This window comes from Enterobacter sp. Y17, from assembly GCF_019730495.1.
In the GTDB taxonomy this organism is placed as follows: domain Bacteria; phylum Pseudomonadota; class Gammaproteobacteria; order Enterobacterales; family Enterobacteriaceae; genus Enterobacter; species Enterobacter asburiae_B.
On sequence record NZ_JAASKP010000006.1, the window covers coordinates 95527 to 113735 of the forward strand.

An 18209-nucleotide genomic window follows, 5' to 3' on the forward strand; every position below is an offset into this window, starting at 1 on the left:
TCCGGAGTACATAAGCAACACAGCAAACAGGGAACGCATGGAAATCTTCTTCACAATACTCATCATGACCCTTGTGGTCTCGCTATCCGGGGTGGTTACACGCGTACTGCCCTTTCAGGTCCCCCTGCCATTAATGCAAATTGCCATCGGCGCGCTGCTGGCTTGGCCGACGTTTGGCCTGCACGTGGAATTTGACCCCGAACTGTTCCTCGTGCTGTTTATTCCGCCGCTGCTGTTTGCCGATGGCTGGAAAACGCCCACCCGCGAATTCCTTGAGCACGGGCGCGAGATTTTCGGCCTGGCGCTGGCGCTGGTGGTGGTCACCGTCGTCGGGATTGGTTTTCTGATCTACTGGGCGGTACCGGGTATTCCATTAATACCGGCTTTTGCGCTGGCCGCCGTGCTGTCGCCAACCGATGCCGTGGCGTTGTCCGGCATTGTGGGTGAAGGTCGTATTCCGAAGAAAATCATGGGGATTTTACAGGGTGAGGCGCTGATGAACGACGCCTCCGGCCTGGTCGCCCTGAAGTTTGCCGTGGCCGTTGCGATGGGCACGATGGTCTTTACCATCGGCGGCGCAACCCTGGAATTCTTCAAGGTGGCGATTGGCGGTATTCTGGCGGGCTTCGTGGTGAGCTGGCTGTACGGCCGCTCATTGCGCTTCCTCAGCCGCTGGGGCGGCGATGAGCCCGCAACGCAGATCGTACTGCTGTTCCTGCTGCCGTTTGCCTCTTATCTGATTGCCGAACATATCGGCGTGTCGGGCATTCTGGCTGCGGTTGCGGCGGGGATGACCATCACCCGTTCCGGCGTAATGCGTCGCGCGCCGCTGGCCATGCGTCTGCGTGCCAACAGCACCTGGGCCATGCTGGAATTTGTCTTTAACGGCATGGTGTTCCTGCTGTTGGGCCTGCAGCTGCCGGGCATTATGGAATCCTCGCTGGTGGCGGCGGAGGCCGATCCGAACGTTGAGGTCTGGATGCTGTTTACCGACATCGTGCTGATCTACATGGCGCTGATGCTGGTGCGTTTCGGCTGGCTGTGGACGATGAAAAACTTCAGCGTACGTTTCCTGAAGAAAAAGCCGATGGAGTTCGGCTCGTGGACAACGCGTGAGCTGCTGATCGCCTCTTTTGCGGGCGTACGCGGGGCGATCACCCTTGCCGGTGTGCTCTCCATTCCGCTGCTGCTGCCCACGGGCGACGTCTTCCCGGCGCGCTACGAGCTGGTCTTCCTTGCGGCGGGCGTAATTCTGTTCTCCCTGTTTGTCGGCGTGATTATGCTGCCGATTTTACTCCAGCATATTGATGCCGGTGATTCGACCCAGCAGCATAAAGAGGAGCGTATTGCCCGGGCGGCCACCGCCGAAGTGGCAATTGTCGCGATTCAGAAGATGGAAGAGCGTCTGGCCGCGGATGCGGAAGAGAACATCGACAATCAGCTGCTGACGGAAGTCAGTTCCCGCGTGATTGGTAACCTGCGCCGCCGCGCGGACGGGCGTAACGATGTGGAAAGCTCGCTGCAGGAGGAAAACCTTGAGCGCCGGTTCCGCCTGGCGGCGCTGCGCTCAGAGCGCGCCGAGCTGTACCATCTGCGCGCCACGCGCCAGATCAGCAACGAAACGCTGCAAAAGCTGCTGCACGATCTGGACCTGCTGGAAGCGCTGTTGATAGAGAATCAGTAGCGCCGTTTTTGCCCGGTGGCGCTGCGCTTACCGGGCCTGCGTGCTCGATCGGTTCCCTCTCCTTGTGGGCTGAGGGTTTCCCACAAAATAATGCCTGCACGGACGACCCCCTCTCCCTTGAGGGAGAGGGCTGGGGTGAGGGGGAACATACGGCTGTGGAGGTCATTCCGTTCACTTTATGTTCCTTGCTACTCTGTAACGACATGACCGGTGAACGTGCCAGGGTGGCTCAATCGCCACCACCCTGGCGACCCGGGCTCCCGGCGGTAAATCGCCGCTTCGCGGTGCCCTCAGCTTATTCCTTCAGGCTATCGGGTCGGGCATGAGCCTGCATCCCTGCAGGCCACGCCCTCTGGGCGCATCCCTGCGCCTCGCCCCGGCCTTACGGAAACGCTTCGGCGATTTACAGCCGGACCAGGGTGTCGCTGTAAGTCATTAATTTTGAAGAAGAAGTTTTCATCGCTTCAGGTGAAAAATTACTGGGGATTCCTCAGCCCTGTGGGAGAGGGTTAGGGTGAGGGCTCCCAAAACCCCTCACAACACTGCAGCCACGCCTGCGCGCTCTGCGATAAATACACCCCTTCGCGCCAGATCATCCCCAGCTGCCAGTGCAGGTCGCTCTCCAGCGGGATCCAGCGCAGCGTGTTTTTATCCAGACGCTCGCAGATAGGCTGCGGCAGAATGGCAATCCCCACGCCGGCCTGCACCATCGCCGCCAGGAAATCCCACTGTCCGCTGCGCACCGCTATGCGCGGCTTGACGTTATGCTGGTTAAACAGCGTCATCAGCTGGCGGCTGAGAGCGAAGTCTTCGTTGTAGATCAGCAGAGGGTGCTCGCCGAGCAGTTCAGGTCTCACCGAGTCTAACTTCAGCCAGTCGCCGGAGCGGGGAACCAGCACGCACAGCGGGTGGCTAAAGAGCGGAAGCGTCGCCAGACCGCTCTCTTCCTCAACGGGAAGGGCGGTCATTGCCACGTCGAGCTCGCCGTTGGTGACGGCCTGCTGGACGGTTAACCCACCAAACTCCGAAATCTTCAGCTCAACGCCGGGATAACGCTGGCGAAACAGGCTAATCGGCCCGGCCATCATCATCCCCACCATGGGCGGAATGCCGAGGCGAAGCACCCCTTTCTTCAGATGATTGATATCGCCCAGCTCTGCTTCCAGCTGGCGAAACTCCGCCAGAATCGCCAGCCCGCGTTCGAATACTACGCGTCCGGTGTCGGTCAGCAACAGCTTGCGCCCGTCGCGGATCAGCAGGGTACAGTTCAGTTCATCTTCGAGGTTTTTCAGCATTTTGCTGATGGTGGGCTGGGTAACAAACAACTTCTCCGCTGCGCGGGTAAAACTTTGCTGACGAACCACTTCGACAAAATAGCGCAGCGTTCTTATGTCCATGATTATTCCTCGAAACTATACCTTTGATGATTTTAATTCATTTCAGTCCATACCGTGCGCTCTCTATACTGGCGCCTCGTCTCATTTTTGAGGAAAACCCCCATGGCCGTGGCGTTAAGCCGTGTTACGCCTGCCGTTGTGCAACGACTCCAGGTCCCGGTGCAGGTACTGCTCTACGCGGGACTGTTTGTTTTCGCGGAATATCTTGTCGGCTGGCTGCATCTGCCACTGCCCGCCAATCTTGTCGGGATGCTGCTGATGCTGACGCTTATTCTGTGCCGCGTGATCCCCCTTAACTGGGTGCGCGCCGGGGCGCGCTGGCTGCTGGCGGAGATGCTGCTGTTCTTTGTTCCGGCGGTGGTGGCGGTGGTGAACTATGCGCAGCTGCTGATGGTGGACGGCTGGCGAATCTTTGCGGTTATCGCGCTGAGTACGCTGATGGTGCTGGGCGCAACCGCCTGGGTGGTGGATAAAGTGTATCGCTTTGAAATCAGCAGGCACAAACATGACTAATTTTCAGATCAGCGTCTTGTGCCTGATTGCGACGCTGGCGATCTACTTTGCCAACAAGCGGCTGTATCGCCGCTTTCATGCCCTGCCGCTGATGCCGCTGGTCTTCACGCCGATCCTGCTGGTGCTGATGCTGGTCTTCGGCCACATCTCCTGGCAGAACTACATTGGCGAATCCCACTGGCTGCTGTGGCTGCTCGGCCCGGCGACCATCGCTTTTGCCGTCCCCGTTTACGACAACCTGGCGATTATCAAACGCCACTGGATGTCGCTCAGCGCGGGCGTGATCACCGCCACGGTGGTCGCGGTGTGCAGCTCCGTCTGGCTGGCGCGGCTGTTTACGCTGCCCGATGAAATTCAGCGCAGCCTGGCGGTGCGTTCGGTAACCACGCCGTTTGCGCTGGCGGCCGCTAAACCGCTCGGCGGGCAGCCGGACCTGGTGGCGCTGTTTGTTGTCGTGACGGGTGTGTTCGGTATGGCGGTCGGCGATATGTTGTTCCTGCGCTTGTCGATCCGGGAAGGGATGGCGAAAGGCGCGGGGTTTGGCGCGGCGTCGCACGGGGCGGGCACGGCACGTTCGTATGAGCTGGGGCAGCAGGAGGGCGTTGTCGCAAGCCTGGTAATGATGCTCTCAGGCGTAGTGATGGTGCTGATTGCGCCGCTGGTGGCGTGGGTGATGTTTTAAGCTCCCCGGCCAGAATGACCGGGGAGAAAGGCTTAGTGCGCGCGGCCCTGCTCAACGCCCAGGCCGGTTTGAGAACGGATGAACTGGGCGCGGAATTTCTCTCGCTCCAGGTTACCCTCCGGCGAATTGTCGGTGGCCGAGAAGAACCAGATGCCGATAAACGCCACGGCGATAGAGAACAGCGCCGGGTATTCATACGGGAAGATAGCGCTTGCGTGACCGAGGATCTGCACCCAGATGGTCGGGCCCAGAATCATCAGGATCACCGCCGTCAGCAGCCCCAGCCAGCCGCCAATCATCGCGCCGCGCGTGGTCAGCTTCGACCAGTACATGGAGAGCAGGATGATCGGGAAGTTACAGCTTGCCGCAATCGAGAAGGCCAGCCCCACCATAAAGGCGATGTTCTGCTTCTCGAACAGAATGCCTAACAGAATCGCCACGACGCCCAGCACCAGCACGGTGATTTTCGAGACCTTCAGCTCGTCGCGCTCGCTCGCGCCTTTGCGGATAACGTTGGCGTAGAGGTCATGCGACACCGCAGACGCGCCGGCGAGCGTCAGCCCTGCAACCACCGCAAGAATGGTGGCGAAGGCCACGGCGGAGATAAAGCCGAGGAACAGGTTACCGCCCACCGCGTCCGCCAGGTGCACCGCCGCCATGTTGTTACCGCCAATCAGCGCGCCCGCCGCGTCTTTAAACGCCGGGTTCGCCCCCACCAGCATGATCGCGCCAAAGCCGATGATAAAGGTCAGGATATAGAAGTAACCCATGAAACCGGTGGCGTAGAAGACGCTCTTGCGCGCTTCACGCGCATCGCTCACGGTGAAGAAGCGCATCAGGATATGCGGCAGGCCCGCGGTACCGAACATCAGGCCGAGACCGAGCGAGAGCGCGGATATCGGGTCTTTCACCAGCCCGCCCGGGCTCATGATCGCTTCCCCTTTCGGGTGGACCGCCATCGCCTCGGTGAACAGGTTATTGAAGCTGAATCCGACGTGCTTCATCACCATAAAGGCCATAAAGCTGGCGCCGAACAGCAGCAGGACGGCTTTGATGATCTGCACCCAGGTGGTTGCCAGCATGCCGCCGAACAGCACGTACATCACCATCAGCACGCCAACCAGCACCACCGCGACGTGGTAGTTCAGGCCGAACAGCAGTTCGATCAATTTACCCGCGCCGACCATCTGCGCAATCAGGTACAGCGCCACCACCACCAGCGAACCGCAGGCGGAGAGGGTGCGAATCGGCCCCTGCTTCAGGCGATAGGAGGCCACGTCAGCGAAGGTATAGCGGCCCAGGTTACGCAGGCGTTCGGCAATCAGGAACAGGATGATCGGCCAGCCGACGAGGAAGCCGAGGGAATAAATCAGGCCGTCATAGCCGGATGTATACACCAGCGCGGAGATCCCGAGGAACGAGGCGGCGGACATAAAGTCACCCGCGATCGCCAGCCCGTTCTGGAAGCCGGTAATGTTGCCGCCCGCGGTGTAGTAATCGTTACGGGAGCGCACGCGTTTCGACGCCCAGTAGGTGATGTACAGCGTCAGCAGGACGAAAATCAGGAACATCACAATGGCCTGCCAGTTGGTTGGCTGGCGCTGGACCTCGCCGGTAATGGCATCCGCCGCGTGGGCGGCAAAGGGAAGCGTGGCGGCGAGCGCCGTCAGAACTCTCTTCATGATGCTTTTACCTCTTGCAGTACCGCTTTATTAAGTCGATCGAATTCACCGTTCGCGCGCCAGACGTAGACGCCGGTCAGCAGGAATGAAATCACAATCACGCCAATGCCAATCGGAATACCGCGCGTCACGCTGGTTCCCTCGTGCAGCGGGGTGCCCAGCCAGTGCGGGGCAAAGGCGATCAGCAGAATAAAGCCGACGTAGATAACCAGCATGATGATGGAAAGGATGAAGGCAAACCGTTGCCGCTTATCGACGAGCTCCCTGTAGTGCGCACTATTCTCTATCTGCTGACAAATATCGTTATTCATCACAGAGTCTCCAAAGGTAAGGTAGGTTTGTTTTTAGTCCCCTCTCCCTTTTGGGGAGAGGGTTAGGGTGAGGGGAGGAAGGTGCGGTCTGATGCCCTCACCCCAGCCCTCTCCCACAGGGAGAGGGAGAAAACACTAGGAAGGCATCGCGATGGCCTGCTTCTCTTCGAGCAGTTTTTCCACCACGCCAGGATCCGCGAGCGTTGAGGTATCACCGAGGTTGCTGGTGTCTCCAGCCGCGATTTTGCGCAAAATACGACGCATAATTTTGCCGGAACGGGTTTTCGGCAGCGAGTCGGTCCAGTGCAGCACGTCCGGCGTCGCCAGCGGGCCAATCTCTTTACGCACCCAGTTGCGCACCTCAGCGTAGAGCTCAGGCGACGGTTCTTCGCCGTGGTTCAGAGTGACATAGGCGTAAATCGCCTGGCCTTTGATGTTATGCGGAATGCCCACAACCGCCGCTTCGGCAATCTTCGGATGCGATACCAGCGCCGATTCAATCTCAGCGGTGCCCAGACGGTGGCCGGAGACGTTCAGCACGTCGTCCACGCGCCCGGTTATCCAGTAATAGCCGTCTTCGTCACGACGCGCGCCGTCGCCGCTGAAGTACATGTTTTTAAAGGTCGAGAAGTAGGTCTGCTCGAAGCGATCGTGATCGCCGAACAGAGTACGCGCCTGACCCGGCCAGGAGTCTGTGATCACCAGGTTGCCTTCGGTGGCGCCTTCCAGCGGGTTGCCTTCGTTATCCACCAGCGCAGGCTGCACGCCGAAGAACGGACGGGTTGCGGAACCGGCCTTCAGCTGCGTGGCGCCCGGCATCGGAGTGATCATGAAGCCGCCGGTTTCGGTCTGCCACCAGGTGTCCATCACCGGGCATTTCTCGTTGCCGATTTTCTTCCAGTACCACTCCCAGGCTTCCGGGTTGATTGGCTCACCCACGGAACCGAGGATGCGCAATGAAGAGCGGTCAGTGCCTTCGATGGCTTTATCGCCTTCCGCCATCAGTGCGCGGATCGCCGTTGGCGCGGTGTAGAGAATGTTGACCTGGTGTTTGTCGACCACCTGACACATACGCGCCGGGGTCGGCCAGTTTGGTACGCCCTCAAACATCAGCGTTGTTGCGCCACAGGCCAGCGGTCCGTACAGCAGGTAGCTGTGTCCGGTAACCCAGCCCACGTCGGCGGTACACCAGTAGATGTCGCCCGGATGGTAGTCGAAGACGTATTTGAAGGTGGTGGCCGCATAGACCAGATAGCCGCCGGTGGTGTGCAGGACGCCTTTCGGCTTACCGGTGGAGCCGGAGGTATAAAGAATGAACAGCGGATCTTCTGCGTTCATCTCTTCCGGCTGATGCTGGTCGCTCGCGTTCTCAATCAGGTCGCTCCACCACAGGTCGCGCCCCTCGGTCCAGTCGATTTTGCCGCCGGTACGCTTAAGGACGATGACGTTACTGACCGTTTTGACGTTCGGGTTTTTCAGCGCTTCGTCGACGTTTTTCTTCAGTGGGATACCGCGTCCGGCGCGCACGCCTTCATCGGCGGTGATCACCAGTTTTGAACTGGAATCGACAATACGGCCCGCAACCGCCTCTGGCGAGAACCCGCCGAAAATCACCGAGTGGATCGCGCCGATACGCGCGCAGGCCAGCATGGCCACCGCAGCTTCCGGCACCATCGGCATATAGATAGCGACCACATCGCCTTTTTTAATGCCCTTTTCCAGCAGGACGTTGGCGAAGCGGCACACGTCGCGGTGCAGCTCTTTGTACGTAATATGTTTGCTTTGCGAGGCGTCATCGCCTTCCCAGATGATGGCCGTCTCATTCCCGCGCTCGGCGAGGTGACGATCGAGGCAGTTCGCCGCCAGGTTCAGGGTGCCATCTTCATACCATTTAATGGAGACATTGCCGGGCGCAAAGGAGGTGTTCTTCACCTTCTGATAAGGTTTGATCCAGTCAAGGATATGACCCTGCTCACCCCAGAAGGTGTCCGGGGCGGTGATAGATTGCTGATATTTCTCGTGGTACTGCTCCGGGGTGATCAGGCAACGGTCCGCAATATTTGCGGGAATGTCGTGTTTATGTATTTGGCTCATGGCTTTTTTTCTCCTTGTAAGATGTTAATAATATGTCGCAAAAACGTTAATTGTAGGGGCTTTACAAGCTTTGTTTATTATTTGGGCTACAGATCACGCATTGTTTGAAGAGTATGAAAATTGAGCGAATGAAACTTTGAAGGAAAATAATTGATGCTGACGATTATTCACATTTATGTTTAAAAAAGCGTTTTTATAACAAAAGGTTATTTATCAGAATTAGAACAAACTCCCGTCATCGTCGCTTTTGTGAGTGAAACGCGTCGTTCTTTAAGGCTTGCGCAACAGGTCGCGCAAATGATACTCATACGCCGCGTTAAAAAATCCCATAAACCAACGCAACACAATTCATACCCTTTCAGTATGTCTCCCTGTTCATGCAGTTTGAGTGAACAAGGCGCTTCATTGAGGAAGTCAGTTTCTATGAAAAACGTTAAAGTCAGCCTTGCCTGGCAGATCTTAATCGCCCTTGTGCTGGGCATCTTGCTGGGCAGTTACCTCCACTATCATAGCGACAGCCGCGAATGGCTGATTGCGAACTTGCTTTCACCGGCAGGGGATATCTTTATTCATCTGATCAAGATGATCGTGGTGCCGATTGTGATCTCGACGCTGGTGGTCGGTATTGCGGGCGTCGGCGATGCGAAGCAGTTAGGCCGTATTGGTGCGAAAACCATTATCTATTTCGAAGTGATCACTACGGTTGCGATTATCCTCGGTATCACGCTGGCGAACGTGTTCCAGCCGGGTTCCGGGATTGATATGTCGCAGCTGGCAACGGTGGATATTTCGAAATACCAAAGTACGACCGCTGACGTGCAGAGCCATGCGCATGGCCTGATGGGCACTATCCTGTCGCTGGTGCCGACCAATATCGTGGCGTCGATGGCGAAGGGCGAGATGCTGCCTATCATCTTCTTCTCGGTGCTGTTTGGTCTGGGGCTCTCTTCCCTGCCGGCGACGCACCGTGAGCCGCTGGTGACCGTGTTCCGCTCTATCTCCGAAACCATGTTCAAAGTGACGCACATGGTGATGCGTTACGCGCCGGTAGGGGTGTTTGCGCTTATCGCCGTCACCGTGGCGAACTTCGGTTTTGCCTCCCTGTGGCCGCTGGCGAAGCTGGTGCTCCTGGTGCACTTCGCCATTCTGTTCTTTGCGCTGGTGGTGCTGGGGATCGTGGCGCGCCTGTGCGGGCTGAGCATCTGGATCCTGATTCGCATTCTGAAAGACGAGCTGATTCTGGCGTACTCCACGGCAAGTTCTGAGAGCGTGCTGCCGCGCATCATTGAGAAGATGGAAGCCTACGGCGCGCCTGCCTCTATTACCAGCTTCGTGGTACCAACCGGCTACTCCTTTAACCTGGACGGTTCGACGCTGTACCAGAGCATCGCCGCTATCTTTATTGCGCAACTGTACGGCATTGACCTGTCGCTGTGGCAGGAGATCGTGCTGGTGCTGACGCTGATGGTGACGTCCAAAGGTATTGCAGGCGTTCCGGGCGTCTCCTTTGTGGTGCTGCTGGCGACGCTTGGCAGCGTCGGTATTCCGCTGGAAGGTCTGGCGTTTATCGCCGGTGTCGACCGTATCCTCGACATGGCGCGTACCGCGCTGAACGTGGTGGGGAATGCCCTGGCGGTGCTGGTTATCGCCAAGTGGGAACACAAATTCGATCGTAAAAAAGCGCTGGCGTATGAACGCGAGGTGCTGGGTCGTTTTGATAAGACGGCTGACCAGTAATGTTAAAAGCCGGGTGGCGGCTTCGCCTTACCCGGCCTACACAAGCCGTAGGCCCGGTAAGCGCAGCGCCACCGGGCAATGCTTTACTCTCCGCTCAGCGCATCAAACTCTTCGCATCCCGTATCAAACCCTTCAGTGCAGCTCAGGTTCAACCAGTACAGCGCTTTCTGCTTATTGGGCGTGATAAAGCCTTTCTCACCCTGCCTGAACAACATCCCCGCCCAGTACTCGGCGTAGCCCGTGCGTGAAAGTGCCGAGCTCCGCTTGAACCACGAGGCGGCCTGTACGTCGTCCTGGACCACTTCAACGCCGTTGGCATAAATCAGCCCCAGCAGCATTTGCGCATCTACCGCAGAGTCGTTGTCGATATCTTCGGTCGCCGTTTGCAGCAGTTTGATGGCCTGGGGATAGTCGGTTGTACCTGCCTGAGTGTTGACCAGCACGCGCGCCAGCATGATCGCGCCGCGTTTGCTGCCCGCGATGGTTGCCTGCTGCGCCAGTGCCTTAGCTTGCGCATAATTTCCCTGGGTAAAGAGGATTTGAGAGAGCAGCCCCATGGCGTCGACATCGCCACCTTTAGCGGCTTTCTCGGCCCACAGCGCGGCCTGCTTGCTGTCACCGGAGCTAAAGTATGTATCGGCCAAATAATACTGGGCACGGGCGTCACCCGCTTCAGCCTGTTCTTTGTACTGACTGCCAATCTCGTCGGCACGGACAAGCGATGTAAAAAGTAACAACAACAGAAAAATATGTTTCATGGGTTCTTATCATCGGGGTACACGCCGCGCAGTATAATCGCGGCGACAGAAGAAAAAAATGGGTGCATTAAGACCTCAGCATCCTGCAAGCCGGGCGGAACAGTGGTTCCGCCCGTAGAGGTTAGCCTGCGTTACAGGCTAATTTTGCCGCCACCTCCTGATGTTCACCCTTTATTGAAAACTCGCATAACTTACCTCGAGTAATAAAGATAAAGATCACTATCATCAGGCAAATAATAAAGACGATGCCTAACGCAGTTTTTAATGGCGTCATGCCTTTTACTCCTTGTCAAAAAAAGAATAAGAGGCTACTCTCAACTTGTCGGAGTTGAGGGAGAGTAGCCTCGGGTAAATGAAAATTTCCCGGGGCTTTCTACTTTCTGTCCCTCAACAATGCTCAAGACAGAAAGTCTTAAGCACCCGCCGCACATCTTATCCCTCTGAATTAAAATGCAAACATGTAATTCTTTTTCGCGAAAATTACATTATTTCTGCGAGCCGCTTTCCAGAATAATAATTCATATATTTGATGAGTTAATCGGAAATAAAAAGGGAGTGAATATCTCACTCCCTTTATTCACTGATTAATTAACGGCTTCAGCCCATTGCGCTTTCGCGCAGTCGGGCTTTCAGCTTGTTATATTCGTCGATGACATACTGTTCCGCAGCGTGCTGATCCGCAATCGGCTCCACGCGTACGGCGCAGTATTTATACTCCGGCGTTTTGGTTATCGGACTTAAGTTCTCCGTCACCAGCTCGTTACAGGCGCCAATCCACCACTGGTAGGTCATATAGACCGCCCCTTTGTTCGGACGATCGCTGACCTGCGCACGGGTAATGATCCGGCCTTTGCGCGAGTTCACCCACACCAGCGCTTCATCCTCAATGCCGAGGCGCTCTGCGTCGGCAGTGTTGATTTGCGCGTAGCCCGGTTCGTCCGCCAGCGCCGCCAGCGCGGCGCAGTTGCCGGTCATCGAACGACAGGAATAGTGGCCCACTTCACGCACGGTGGAGAGCACCATCGGATACTCGTCGGTGAGTTTATCGATCGGCGCGACCCAGTCGCAGGTGAAGAACTGCGCCAGCCCGTTCGGGGTGTCGAACTTCTCTTTAAAGAGGTATGACGTCCCCTGGTCGGCTTCGGACTCATCGCGACACGGCCACTGGATGTATCCCAGCTCACCCATTTTTTCGTAGGTTGCCCCGTAGAAGTCCGGGCACAGACTGCGCAGCTCGTCCCAGATCTCCTGAGTGTTGTTGTAGCGCATCGGGTAGCCCATGCGGGTGGCGATTTCGCTGATGATCTGCCAGTCCGTTTTCAGGTCCCACTTCGGCTCGACCGCCTTAAAGAAGCGCTGGAAGCCGCGGTCCGCCGCCGTGTAGACGCCTTCATGCTCGCCCCAGGAGGTTGACGGTAGAATCACATCCGCCGCCGCCGCGGTTTTGGTCATGAAGATATCCTGGACAATCACCAGCTCCAGATCCTCAAACCCTTTGCGCACAGCAGACAGCTCGGCGTCGGTCTGAAGCGGATCTTCACCCATGATGTAGGCCGCACGTACTTCGCCGTGCGCCGCGCGGTGCGGCAGCTCGCTGATGCGATACCCGGTGTGTTCCGGCAGGCTTTCCACGCCCCAGGCCTTCGCGAACTTAGCGCGGTTTTCCGGAAACTTCACGTACTGGTAGCCCGGGTAGGTGTCCGGCAGCGCGCCCATATCGCAGGCGCCCTGGACGTTATTCTGACCACGTACCGGGTTGACGCCGACGTGCGCTTTACCCAGATTGCCGGTCAGCATCGCGAGGCTCGTCAGAGAACGCACGGTTTCCACGCCCTGATAGAACTGGGTCACGCCCATTCCCCACAGGATGGCGGCGGTTTTCGCCCCGGCATACATCCGTGCCGCCTGGCGGATCTCCTGCGCGCTGACGCCGGTGATTGTTTCCACCGACTCTGGCGTATAGCCTTCGACAATTTTCCGATACTCTTCAAAGCCTTCCGTACGGGTCGCGACAAACGCCTGGTCGTACAGGTTCTCCTCAATAATGACGTGCCCCATTGCGTTCAACAGCGCGATGTTCGAGCCGTTTTTCAACGCGATGTGCATATCCGCAATGCGCGCGGTTTCAATTTTGCGCGGATCGCAGACGATGATTTTCGCCCCGTTCTGCTTAGCGCGAATAACGTGGTTCGCGACGATAGGGTGAGAATCCGCCGGGTTATAACCAAAGATGAAGACGAGATCGGTGTTATCTATCTCGTTGATGGCATTACTCATTGCGCCGTTACCGACCGACTGGTGCAGACCTGCAACCGATGGGCCGTGTCAAACGCGAGCGCAGCAGTCGACGTTATTGGTTCCAATAACGGCGCGCGCGAATTTTTGCATCACATAGTTGGTTTCATTCCCCGTCCCGCGTGAAGAGCCGGTGGTCTGAATCGCATCCGGGCCATACTTGGCCTTGATAGCGCTCAGACGCGTGGCGACGTAATCCAGCGCCTCGCTCCAGGAGACGGCTTCCAGCTTGCCGCCGCGCTCGCGGCGGATCATAGGGGTTTTCAGGCGCGGGGTGAGGATTTGGGTATCGTTAATAAAATCCCAGCCGTAGTAACCTTTCAGGCATAGCGTGCCCTGGTTGGTTTTCCCCTGTGCGGCCTCCGCCCGGACGATTTTGCCGTTATCGACCACCAGGTGGATCTTGCAACCTGAGGCACAATAAGGGCAAACCGTGACGACTTTTTTCATCAGTCTGCTCCAGTTAATCGAATCATTCGCACCCACTATGCAGCTTCTATGCCATGTTTTTTGTATGGGTATACCCTGACTTTACGGTCCCTTCGCGATGAAAACCCTGACAAAAAGCAGCCAATCGTCAAAATTGACGTGTCGACAGGGCAGCGGATGTGACATGGGTTGAATTTCCGTCACTGAAAAAACCATTTGACTGGAGCCGACGGCAGAATGGTTCAGACTTAACATAATCCCCTGACGGAAGCATACGATGAAACCGGCGATCCTGGTGGTTGATGACGATACGGCAGTCTGCGAACTGCTTCAGGACGTGCTGAGCGAGCACGTCTTTAGCGTGCTTATTTGCCATAACGGCCAGGATGCACTGCGGCAGGTACAACAGGAGCCGAATATCGCGCTGGTGCTGCTGGATATGATGCTGCCGGATATCAACGGCTTACAGGTTTTGCTGCAGCTGCAAAAGCAGCGCCCGGCGCTACCGGTGATCATGTTAACCGGGCTGGGCAGTGAGTCAGACGTGGTGGTGGGGCTGGAGATGGGGGCCGACGATTATATTGGCAAACCGTTCAACCCGCGCGTGGTGGTCGCCCGCGTAAAAGCGGTATTGCGCCGTACCGGCGTACTGGCGGCGGAAGTCCCCGCAGCGCCCGTAGCGGGCATTGCTTTTAACGGATGGACGCTTAATACCACCCGCTGTGAGCTGAGCGATCCGCAGCGTAACCCTGTCCCCTTAACCCAGGGCGAGTACGGCCTGCTGCTGGCGCTCACGCAAAATGCCCGTCGGGTGCTGAGCCGTGACCGGCTGCTTGAGCTGACCCACAGCGAAAGTGCGGACGTGTTCGACCGCACGATTGATGTGTTGATCATGCGCCTGCGCCGGAAGATAGAGGCTAACCCGCATCAGCCTGCGCTCATCAAAACCATCCGTGGGCTGGGCTATGTGTTTGCCACCGATGTTTCCCATAGCGAGAAAGCGGCCTAGGTATTCTCTTTGATAAACAGCTGCAGCTCGGCCAGCGTTTTCGCGCCGTCAATCGCGTTGGCGGCCAGCAGGCTGGCCCGCGCGCAGGCGTGCGCCAGATAAATGCTCTCCGTGAGCGGGAGCGATTCGTGGCAGCCGTATAAAAACCCCGCGCAAAACGCATCGCCCGCGCCAACGCTGCCGACAATCTCTTTTTGCTCCAGCAACCATGATGGGATCCAGCGGCCTTGCTCACCCGGTGCTTCACCCCACGCGCCTTCCGGGCAGTGGATCACCACCCTCTGGCGAACGCCTGCCGCCAGCAGCTGCGTCGCGGCATCGGCGATATGGGCGATATTCAGCGCATCGTCGGCGTCGCGCATCTCCAGTCCGCTAAACTCCCCGGCTTCCAGCTCGTTAATCACCAGATAATCAAGGTGGCGCAGGGCAGGGAGCACCAGCGGCTGATAGCGCGGGTCGCCCTTGCGGGAAACCAGATCGAGCGACGTTTCATACCCCTGGTCGCGCATCTGCGCCAGCAGGCGCGCGCTGCGGGTGCCAAACTCGTCATCGGGCATATCCAGGCTGTCGAGCAGCAGCAGGTAGCCGAGATGGAAGATCTTCATCGATCCGTCTAAGCGATCGAAGGCGGGAAGATCCAGCAGGCGGTTGGCGCCCGGCGAGTGGAAAAAGGTGCGCTGTCCGCTGGGATCGGTCATCACCTGCGACATGGAGGTTGGTGCAAAGGTGGTGCGCTGGACGCGCTGGCGGTTGACGTGGTACTGGTCCAGCATCGCCAGAATGTAATCCCCGTCGGCATCTTCGCCAATCAGCCCCACCGCCTGCAGCGGCAGGCCAACGTGCATTTTCGCCAGCGTCAGCAGCACGTTGAGCGGCGCGCCGCCGGTGGAGCGTTCGCTGTGGGTAATTTCCGCCAGCCAGCCGCGCTCCGGCCACTGCACGATCTGGTGGACGTGATCCACCAGCATGTTGCCTGCGGCGATGATGCCTTTGCGTTCCATTATGCCTGCCCCGCGCTGCCGAAGATGCGCATCTGTTCGGCGACCGTATCGGCAATCGCCTCTTCTATCCCCAGCAGCAGTTCGGCAAATTCATCGTACAGCGGCTGGCGGTTCGCCATGCGCTGCTCAACGGCGGCGAGTGCGGCCTGCGACATGCCGGTGTAGAAGTTGATTTTATGAATGCCGAGCTCGATGGCGCGGCGGAAGTCGGCATCGCTAATCCCGGAGCCGCCGTGTAAAACCAGCGGCAGGCCCGTCTGCTGGCGAATGGCGTCCAGGCGTGGGAAATCGAGTTTTGGCTCGCCCTTGTATTTGCCGTGCGCGTTGCCGATGGCAACCGCCAGCGCGTCAATGCCGGTTGAATCGACAAACTCGCGCGCCAGCTGCGGGTCGGTAAAGAACGCTTCATCCGCATGCCCGTACAGCGCGCCGCCTTCATCGCCACCGACCGCGCCCAGCTCCGCCTCCACCGACACGCCGACCGCGTGGCACATCTTCACCACCTCCCGCGTCTGGCGAATGTTCTCCTCATAGCTCAGCGTAGAGCCGTCGAACATTACCGAGCTGAACCCTAAGCGCAGGGCGCGCACCACCGCCTCGAAATGCAGGCCGTGGTCGAGGTTGAGCACCACGGGAATATCGTGACGGGCGGCTTCGAACTTAACCGCTTCGACAAGCGAATCCAGGGAGACGTACTTAAAATGCACTTCGGCGATGTTGATAATAAACGGCGAGCGTTCCTGCTTCGCGGCGGCGAACAGCGCGCGCAGGAAGTGGGAGTCGAGCACGTTAAACGCGCCCAGCGCGTAGCGATGCGCCCTGGCGTGCTCCAGACCGTCGGCAAGAGAGATCAATGGCATCATTTACTCCTTATATCCGGAACAGGTTGTACTCGTTGCACAGCACCAGCAGCGCCGGTTCGTCTTCTTCGATGTTGTTATAGCGGGCAACGGGCTGCAAAAAGTGGTTGTCGTGCTCGTCGTCGTTTACCGATGACACCTCCCCAACCAGCACGTCGCCGAAGCCGCGTTCGCCCCAGAAGCTGTGGTACAGAGTGGGTGTCAGGCAGATGCTTTCCCCTGGCGTGAGGCGCAGCTGGCTGCCGGGCGCGTGGGTCTGACGACAGCCGTCGACGGTGACCGTCACGTCGGTGTTTTCCGTCTCTTCATACGCCCCGGCATTCCATAACTCAATAATCAGATTCCCGCCGCCCCGGTTGATGATGTCTTCCCGCTTGCGCCAGTGAAAATGCATCGGCGTCACCTGGCCGTCGCGCACGTGCATAATTTTTTCGGCATAGCACTTTTCATAAGGCACGCCGTTGGGCGAGCCGTTGCGCAGGGTAAACAGCGTCAGGCCCTCAGCGGCAAAGCTGTTGCCGCCGAACGCCGTCACGTCCCAGCCGAGCTTGAGGTCGAACACTTCCTGCCATGCGGCCTGGTCAAGCTGCTGCCATTTTGTGGGCGGGAAGCTGGCAAACGGCGGGAGGTGCACGTCGTGCATGGAAAAAAACTGTCGCGTGTGGCCGAGAATTTCATTGATGTCGGAGCGTTTCATGGGGACTCCTGGCTTTTTTTGCAAAACCCTAGCCCTCACCCTCAAGGGGGAGGGGGAGTAAGTTCCCTCTCCCTGTGGGAGAGGGTTAGGGTGTGGGCATCAGGCCGCAACGAGGTTACTTAACCGTCCAGCCCTTATAGGTCCCGACGTTCTTTTTATCGATCATCGTCACCGGGATCAGCACCGGCGCTTTCGGCGCAGGTTTGCCCTGTAGAATGTCATAGCCGATCTCCACCGCTTTTGCCGCCATCACCTGCGGATCCTGCGCCGGGGTCGCGACAAACAGGGAGTTTTCGCGCTTCAGCGCTTCCTCACCGTCCGGGCTGCCATCCACGCCGACGATAAAGAACTCGTTGCGTTGAGCCTGTTTCGCGGCAAGATCGGCACCGATCGCCGTCGGATCGTTAATCGCAAACACGCCGTCGATCTTCGGATTGGCCGCCAGCAGGGAGGTCATGACTTCCAGACCGCCTTCACGACTGCCCTTGGCGTTTTGGTTATCCGAGAGCACCTTGATATCCGGATGTTTTTTGAATTCCGTCTGACAACCTTCGACGCGGTTTTGCACCGCAGAGACCGGTGGTCCGTTGATGATCACCACGTTGCCTTTGCCTTTCAGGCGATCGGTAATGTACTTACAGGCCATTTCGCCCGCCTGGGTGTTATCGGAGGTGATGGTCGCATCCGCCCCTTCCGCCGCCACGTCAACCGCAACGACCACGATCCCGGCGTCCTTCGCGCGCTTCACCGCCGGGCCGATCCCTTTGGAATCCGCGGCGTTGAGGATGATCATGTCCACCTTCGCGGCAATGAAGTTATCGATCTGCGCCACCTGCTGGCCCAGATCGTAACCGCTGGAGACCAGCGTCACCTTGACGTTATCGCCTGCCAGCTTGCGCGCTTCCAGCTCGGCACCTTTGGTGATCTGCACGAAGAACGGGTTAGCCAGGTCGCCCACCGTCACGCCGATGGACTTCAGATCTTTTGCCTGCGCAAACGGCGTTGCGGCAAGCAGCGCGCCAGCACAGAGCGCGGTCACTAACGGTTTCAAACGCATGTT

16 protein-coding genes are annotated in these 18209 nt (G+C 58.0%); 5 read left to right on the plus strand and 11 right to left on the minus strand.

Translation table 11 applies throughout. The annotated features are described in order from the left end of the window. The first annotated feature begins 37 nt into the window (after positions 1 to 37). Complete coding sequence (locus HCH49_RS19840; protein WP_033144417.1) at positions 38 to 1684, plus strand: Na+/H+ antiporter; 1647 nt, start codon at positions 38 to 40, stop codon at positions 1682 to 1684. A gap of 509 nt (positions 1685 to 2193) precedes the next feature. Here HCH49_RS19840 and HCH49_RS19845 read toward each other — a convergent pair. Continuing rightward, the gene (locus HCH49_RS19845; protein ID WP_221703276.1) at positions 2194 to 3081 is read right to left on the minus strand and encodes a LysR family transcriptional regulator; all 888 of its coding nucleotides are present in this window, start codon (positions 3079 to 3081) and stop codon (positions 2194 to 2196) included. A gap of 102 nt (positions 3082 to 3183) precedes the next feature. Here HCH49_RS19845 and HCH49_RS19850 point away from each other — a divergent pair, with 102 nt between their 5' ends. Beyond that, the gene (locus HCH49_RS19850; protein WP_021242769.1) at positions 3184 to 3594 is read left to right on the plus strand and encodes a CidA/LrgA family protein; all 411 of its coding nucleotides are present in this window, start codon (positions 3184 to 3186) and stop codon (positions 3592 to 3594) included. Next, positions 3587 to 4276 carry an LrgB family protein gene (locus tag HCH49_RS19855; protein WP_023310063.1) on the plus strand — a complete coding sequence of 230 codons (690 nt, stop codon included), beginning with the start codon at positions 3587 to 3589 and terminating at the stop codon, positions 4274 to 4276. Before HCH49_RS19850 ends, HCH49_RS19855 begins: the two co-directional genes overlap by 8 nt. 32 nt (positions 4277 to 4308) lie before the next feature. Here HCH49_RS19855 and actP read toward each other — a convergent pair whose 3' ends face one another. The 3 genes from actP to acs all read right to left on the minus strand — a co-directional run bounded on the left by actP (position 4309) and on the right by acs (position 8363). Next, the gene (gene actP / locus HCH49_RS19860; protein WP_033144419.1) at positions 4309 to 5958 is read right to left on the minus strand and encodes a cation/acetate symporter ActP; all 1650 of its coding nucleotides are present in this window, start codon (positions 5956 to 5958) and stop codon (positions 4309 to 4311) included. Beyond that, the gene (locus HCH49_RS19865) at positions 5955 to 6269 is read right to left on the minus strand and encodes a DUF485 domain-containing protein (protein WP_023310065.1); all 315 of its coding nucleotides are present in this window, start codon (positions 6267 to 6269) and stop codon (positions 5955 to 5957) included. Before HCH49_RS19865 ends, actP begins: the two co-directional genes overlap by 4 nt. 135 nt (positions 6270 to 6404) lie before the next feature. Further along, positions 6405 to 8363, minus strand: a complete 1959-nt coding sequence (acs, locus tag HCH49_RS19870; RefSeq protein ID WP_048976116.1) for an acetate--CoA ligase — start codon at positions 8361 to 8363, stop codon at positions 6405 to 6407. 423 nt (positions 8364 to 8786) lie between these two features. Between acs and gltP the strand changes: the two genes are divergently transcribed. Continuing rightward, positions 8787 to 10100, plus strand: coding sequence for a glutamate/aspartate:proton symporter GltP (gltP, locus tag HCH49_RS19875; protein ID WP_023310067.1), 1314 nt, complete (start codon positions 8787 to 8789; stop codon positions 10098 to 10100). Between the two features lie 83 nt (positions 10101 to 10183). Here the strand turns inward: gltP and HCH49_RS19880 are convergent, their stop codons facing one another. From HCH49_RS19880 to fdhF, 3 genes are all read right to left on the minus strand, one after another. Continuing rightward, complete coding sequence (locus tag HCH49_RS19880) at positions 10184 to 10858, minus strand: tetratricopeptide repeat protein (protein ID WP_064672981.1); 675 nt, start codon at positions 10856 to 10858, stop codon at positions 10184 to 10186. Between the two features lie 121 nt (positions 10859 to 10979). Then, the gene (locus HCH49_RS19885; RefSeq protein WP_221703277.1) at positions 10980 to 11132 is read right to left on the minus strand and encodes a Hok/Gef family protein; all 153 of its coding nucleotides are present in this window, start codon (positions 11130 to 11132) and stop codon (positions 10980 to 10982) included. A 323-nt stretch (positions 11133 to 11455) separates the two neighbouring features. Next, on the minus strand, positions 11456 to 13603 hold the full coding sequence (gene fdhF / locus HCH49_RS19890; RefSeq protein WP_221703278.1) for a formate dehydrogenase subunit alpha: 2148 nt from the start codon (positions 13601 to 13603) through the stop codon (positions 11456 to 11458). Between the two features lie 256 nt (positions 13604 to 13859). On the opposite strand from fdhF, the gene HCH49_RS19895 reads away from it, so the two are divergent. Further along, the gene (locus HCH49_RS19895) at positions 13860 to 14591 is read left to right on the plus strand and encodes a response regulator (protein WP_221703279.1); all 732 of its coding nucleotides are present in this window, start codon (positions 13860 to 13862) and stop codon (positions 14589 to 14591) included. On the opposite strand, the gene HCH49_RS19900 is transcribed toward HCH49_RS19895, so the two are convergent. The 4 genes from HCH49_RS19900 to HCH49_RS19915 all read right to left on the minus strand — a co-directional run bounded on the left by HCH49_RS19900 (position 14588) and on the right by HCH49_RS19915 (position 18206). Next, positions 14588 to 15592, minus strand: a complete 1005-nt coding sequence (locus tag HCH49_RS19900; RefSeq protein WP_039262394.1) for a carbohydrate kinase family protein — start codon at positions 15590 to 15592, stop codon at positions 14588 to 14590. The genes HCH49_RS19895 and HCH49_RS19900 overlap by 4 nt on opposite strands. Next, positions 15592 to 16452: a ketose 1,6-bisphosphate aldolase gene (locus HCH49_RS19905; RefSeq protein WP_033144425.1), complete on the minus strand. Its 861-nt coding sequence runs from the start codon at positions 16450 to 16452 to the stop codon at positions 15592 to 15594. The genes HCH49_RS19900 and HCH49_RS19905 overlap by 1 nt, the downstream gene beginning before the upstream one ends. Before the next feature lie 10 nt (positions 16453 to 16462). After that, positions 16463 to 17149, minus strand: a complete 687-nt coding sequence (locus HCH49_RS19910) for a D-lyxose/D-mannose family sugar isomerase (RefSeq protein WP_221703280.1) — start codon at positions 17147 to 17149, stop codon at positions 16463 to 16465. Between the two features lie 115 nt (positions 17150 to 17264). Continuing rightward, entirely contained in the window at positions 17265 to 18206 is a 942-nt protein-coding gene (locus HCH49_RS19915; protein ID WP_021242935.1) for an ABC transporter substrate-binding protein, read from the minus strand. Positions 18207 to 18209: the final 3 nt, after the last annotated feature.

Excerpts from the sequence above, each read along its gene's own strand:
- HCH49_RS19905 (WP_033144425.1), bottom strand. The coding sequence starts at position 16,452 with ATGCCATTGATCTCTCTTGCCGACGGTCTGGAGCACGCCAGGGCGCAT.
- HCH49_RS19850 (WP_021242769.1), top strand. The coding sequence starts at position 3,184 with ATGGCCGTGGCGTTAAGCCGTGTTACGCCTGCCGTTGTGCAACGACTC.
- HCH49_RS19840 (WP_033144417.1), top strand. The coding sequence starts at position 38 with ATGGAAATCTTCTTCACAATACTCATCATGACCCTTGTGGTCTCGCTA.
- HCH49_RS19845 (WP_221703276.1), bottom strand. The coding sequence starts at position 3,081 with ATGGACATAAGAACGCTGCGCTATTTTGTCGAAGTGGTTCGTCAGCAA.
- HCH49_RS19880 (WP_064672981.1), bottom strand. The coding sequence starts at position 10,858 with ATGAAACATATTTTTCTGTTGTTGTTACTTTTTACATCGCTTGTCCGT.
- HCH49_RS19915 (WP_021242935.1), bottom strand. The coding sequence starts at position 18,206 with ATGCGTTTGAAACCGTTAGTGACCGCGCTCTGTGCTGGCGCGCTGCTT.
- HCH49_RS19855 (WP_023310063.1), top strand. The coding sequence starts at position 3,587 with ATGACTAATTTTCAGATCAGCGTCTTGTGCCTGATTGCGACGCTGGCG.
- HCH49_RS19900 (WP_039262394.1), bottom strand. The coding sequence starts at position 15,592 with ATGGAACGCAAAGGCATCATCGCCGCAGGCAACATGCTGGTGGATCAC.
- gltP (WP_023310067.1), top strand. The coding sequence starts at position 8,787 with ATGAAAAACGTTAAAGTCAGCCTTGCCTGGCAGATCTTAATCGCCCTT.
- actP (WP_033144419.1), bottom strand. The coding sequence starts at position 5,958 with ATGAAGAGAGTTCTGACGGCGCTCGCCGCCACGCTTCCCTTTGCCGCC.
- HCH49_RS19865 (WP_023310065.1), bottom strand. The coding sequence starts at position 6,269 with ATGAATAACGATATTTGTCAGCAGATAGAGAATAGTGCGCACTACAGG.
- acs (WP_048976116.1), bottom strand. The coding sequence starts at position 8,363 with ATGAGCCAAATACATAAACACGACATTCCCGCAAATATTGCGGACCGT.
- HCH49_RS19895 (WP_221703279.1), top strand. The coding sequence starts at position 13,860 with ATGAAACCGGCGATCCTGGTGGTTGATGACGATACGGCAGTCTGCGAA.
- HCH49_RS19910 (WP_221703280.1), bottom strand. The coding sequence starts at position 17,149 with ATGAAACGCTCCGACATCAATGAAATTCTCGGCCACACGCGACAGTTT.
- HCH49_RS19885 (WP_221703277.1), bottom strand. The coding sequence starts at position 11,132 with ATGACGCCATTAAAAACTGCGTTAGGCATCGTCTTTATTATTTGCCTG.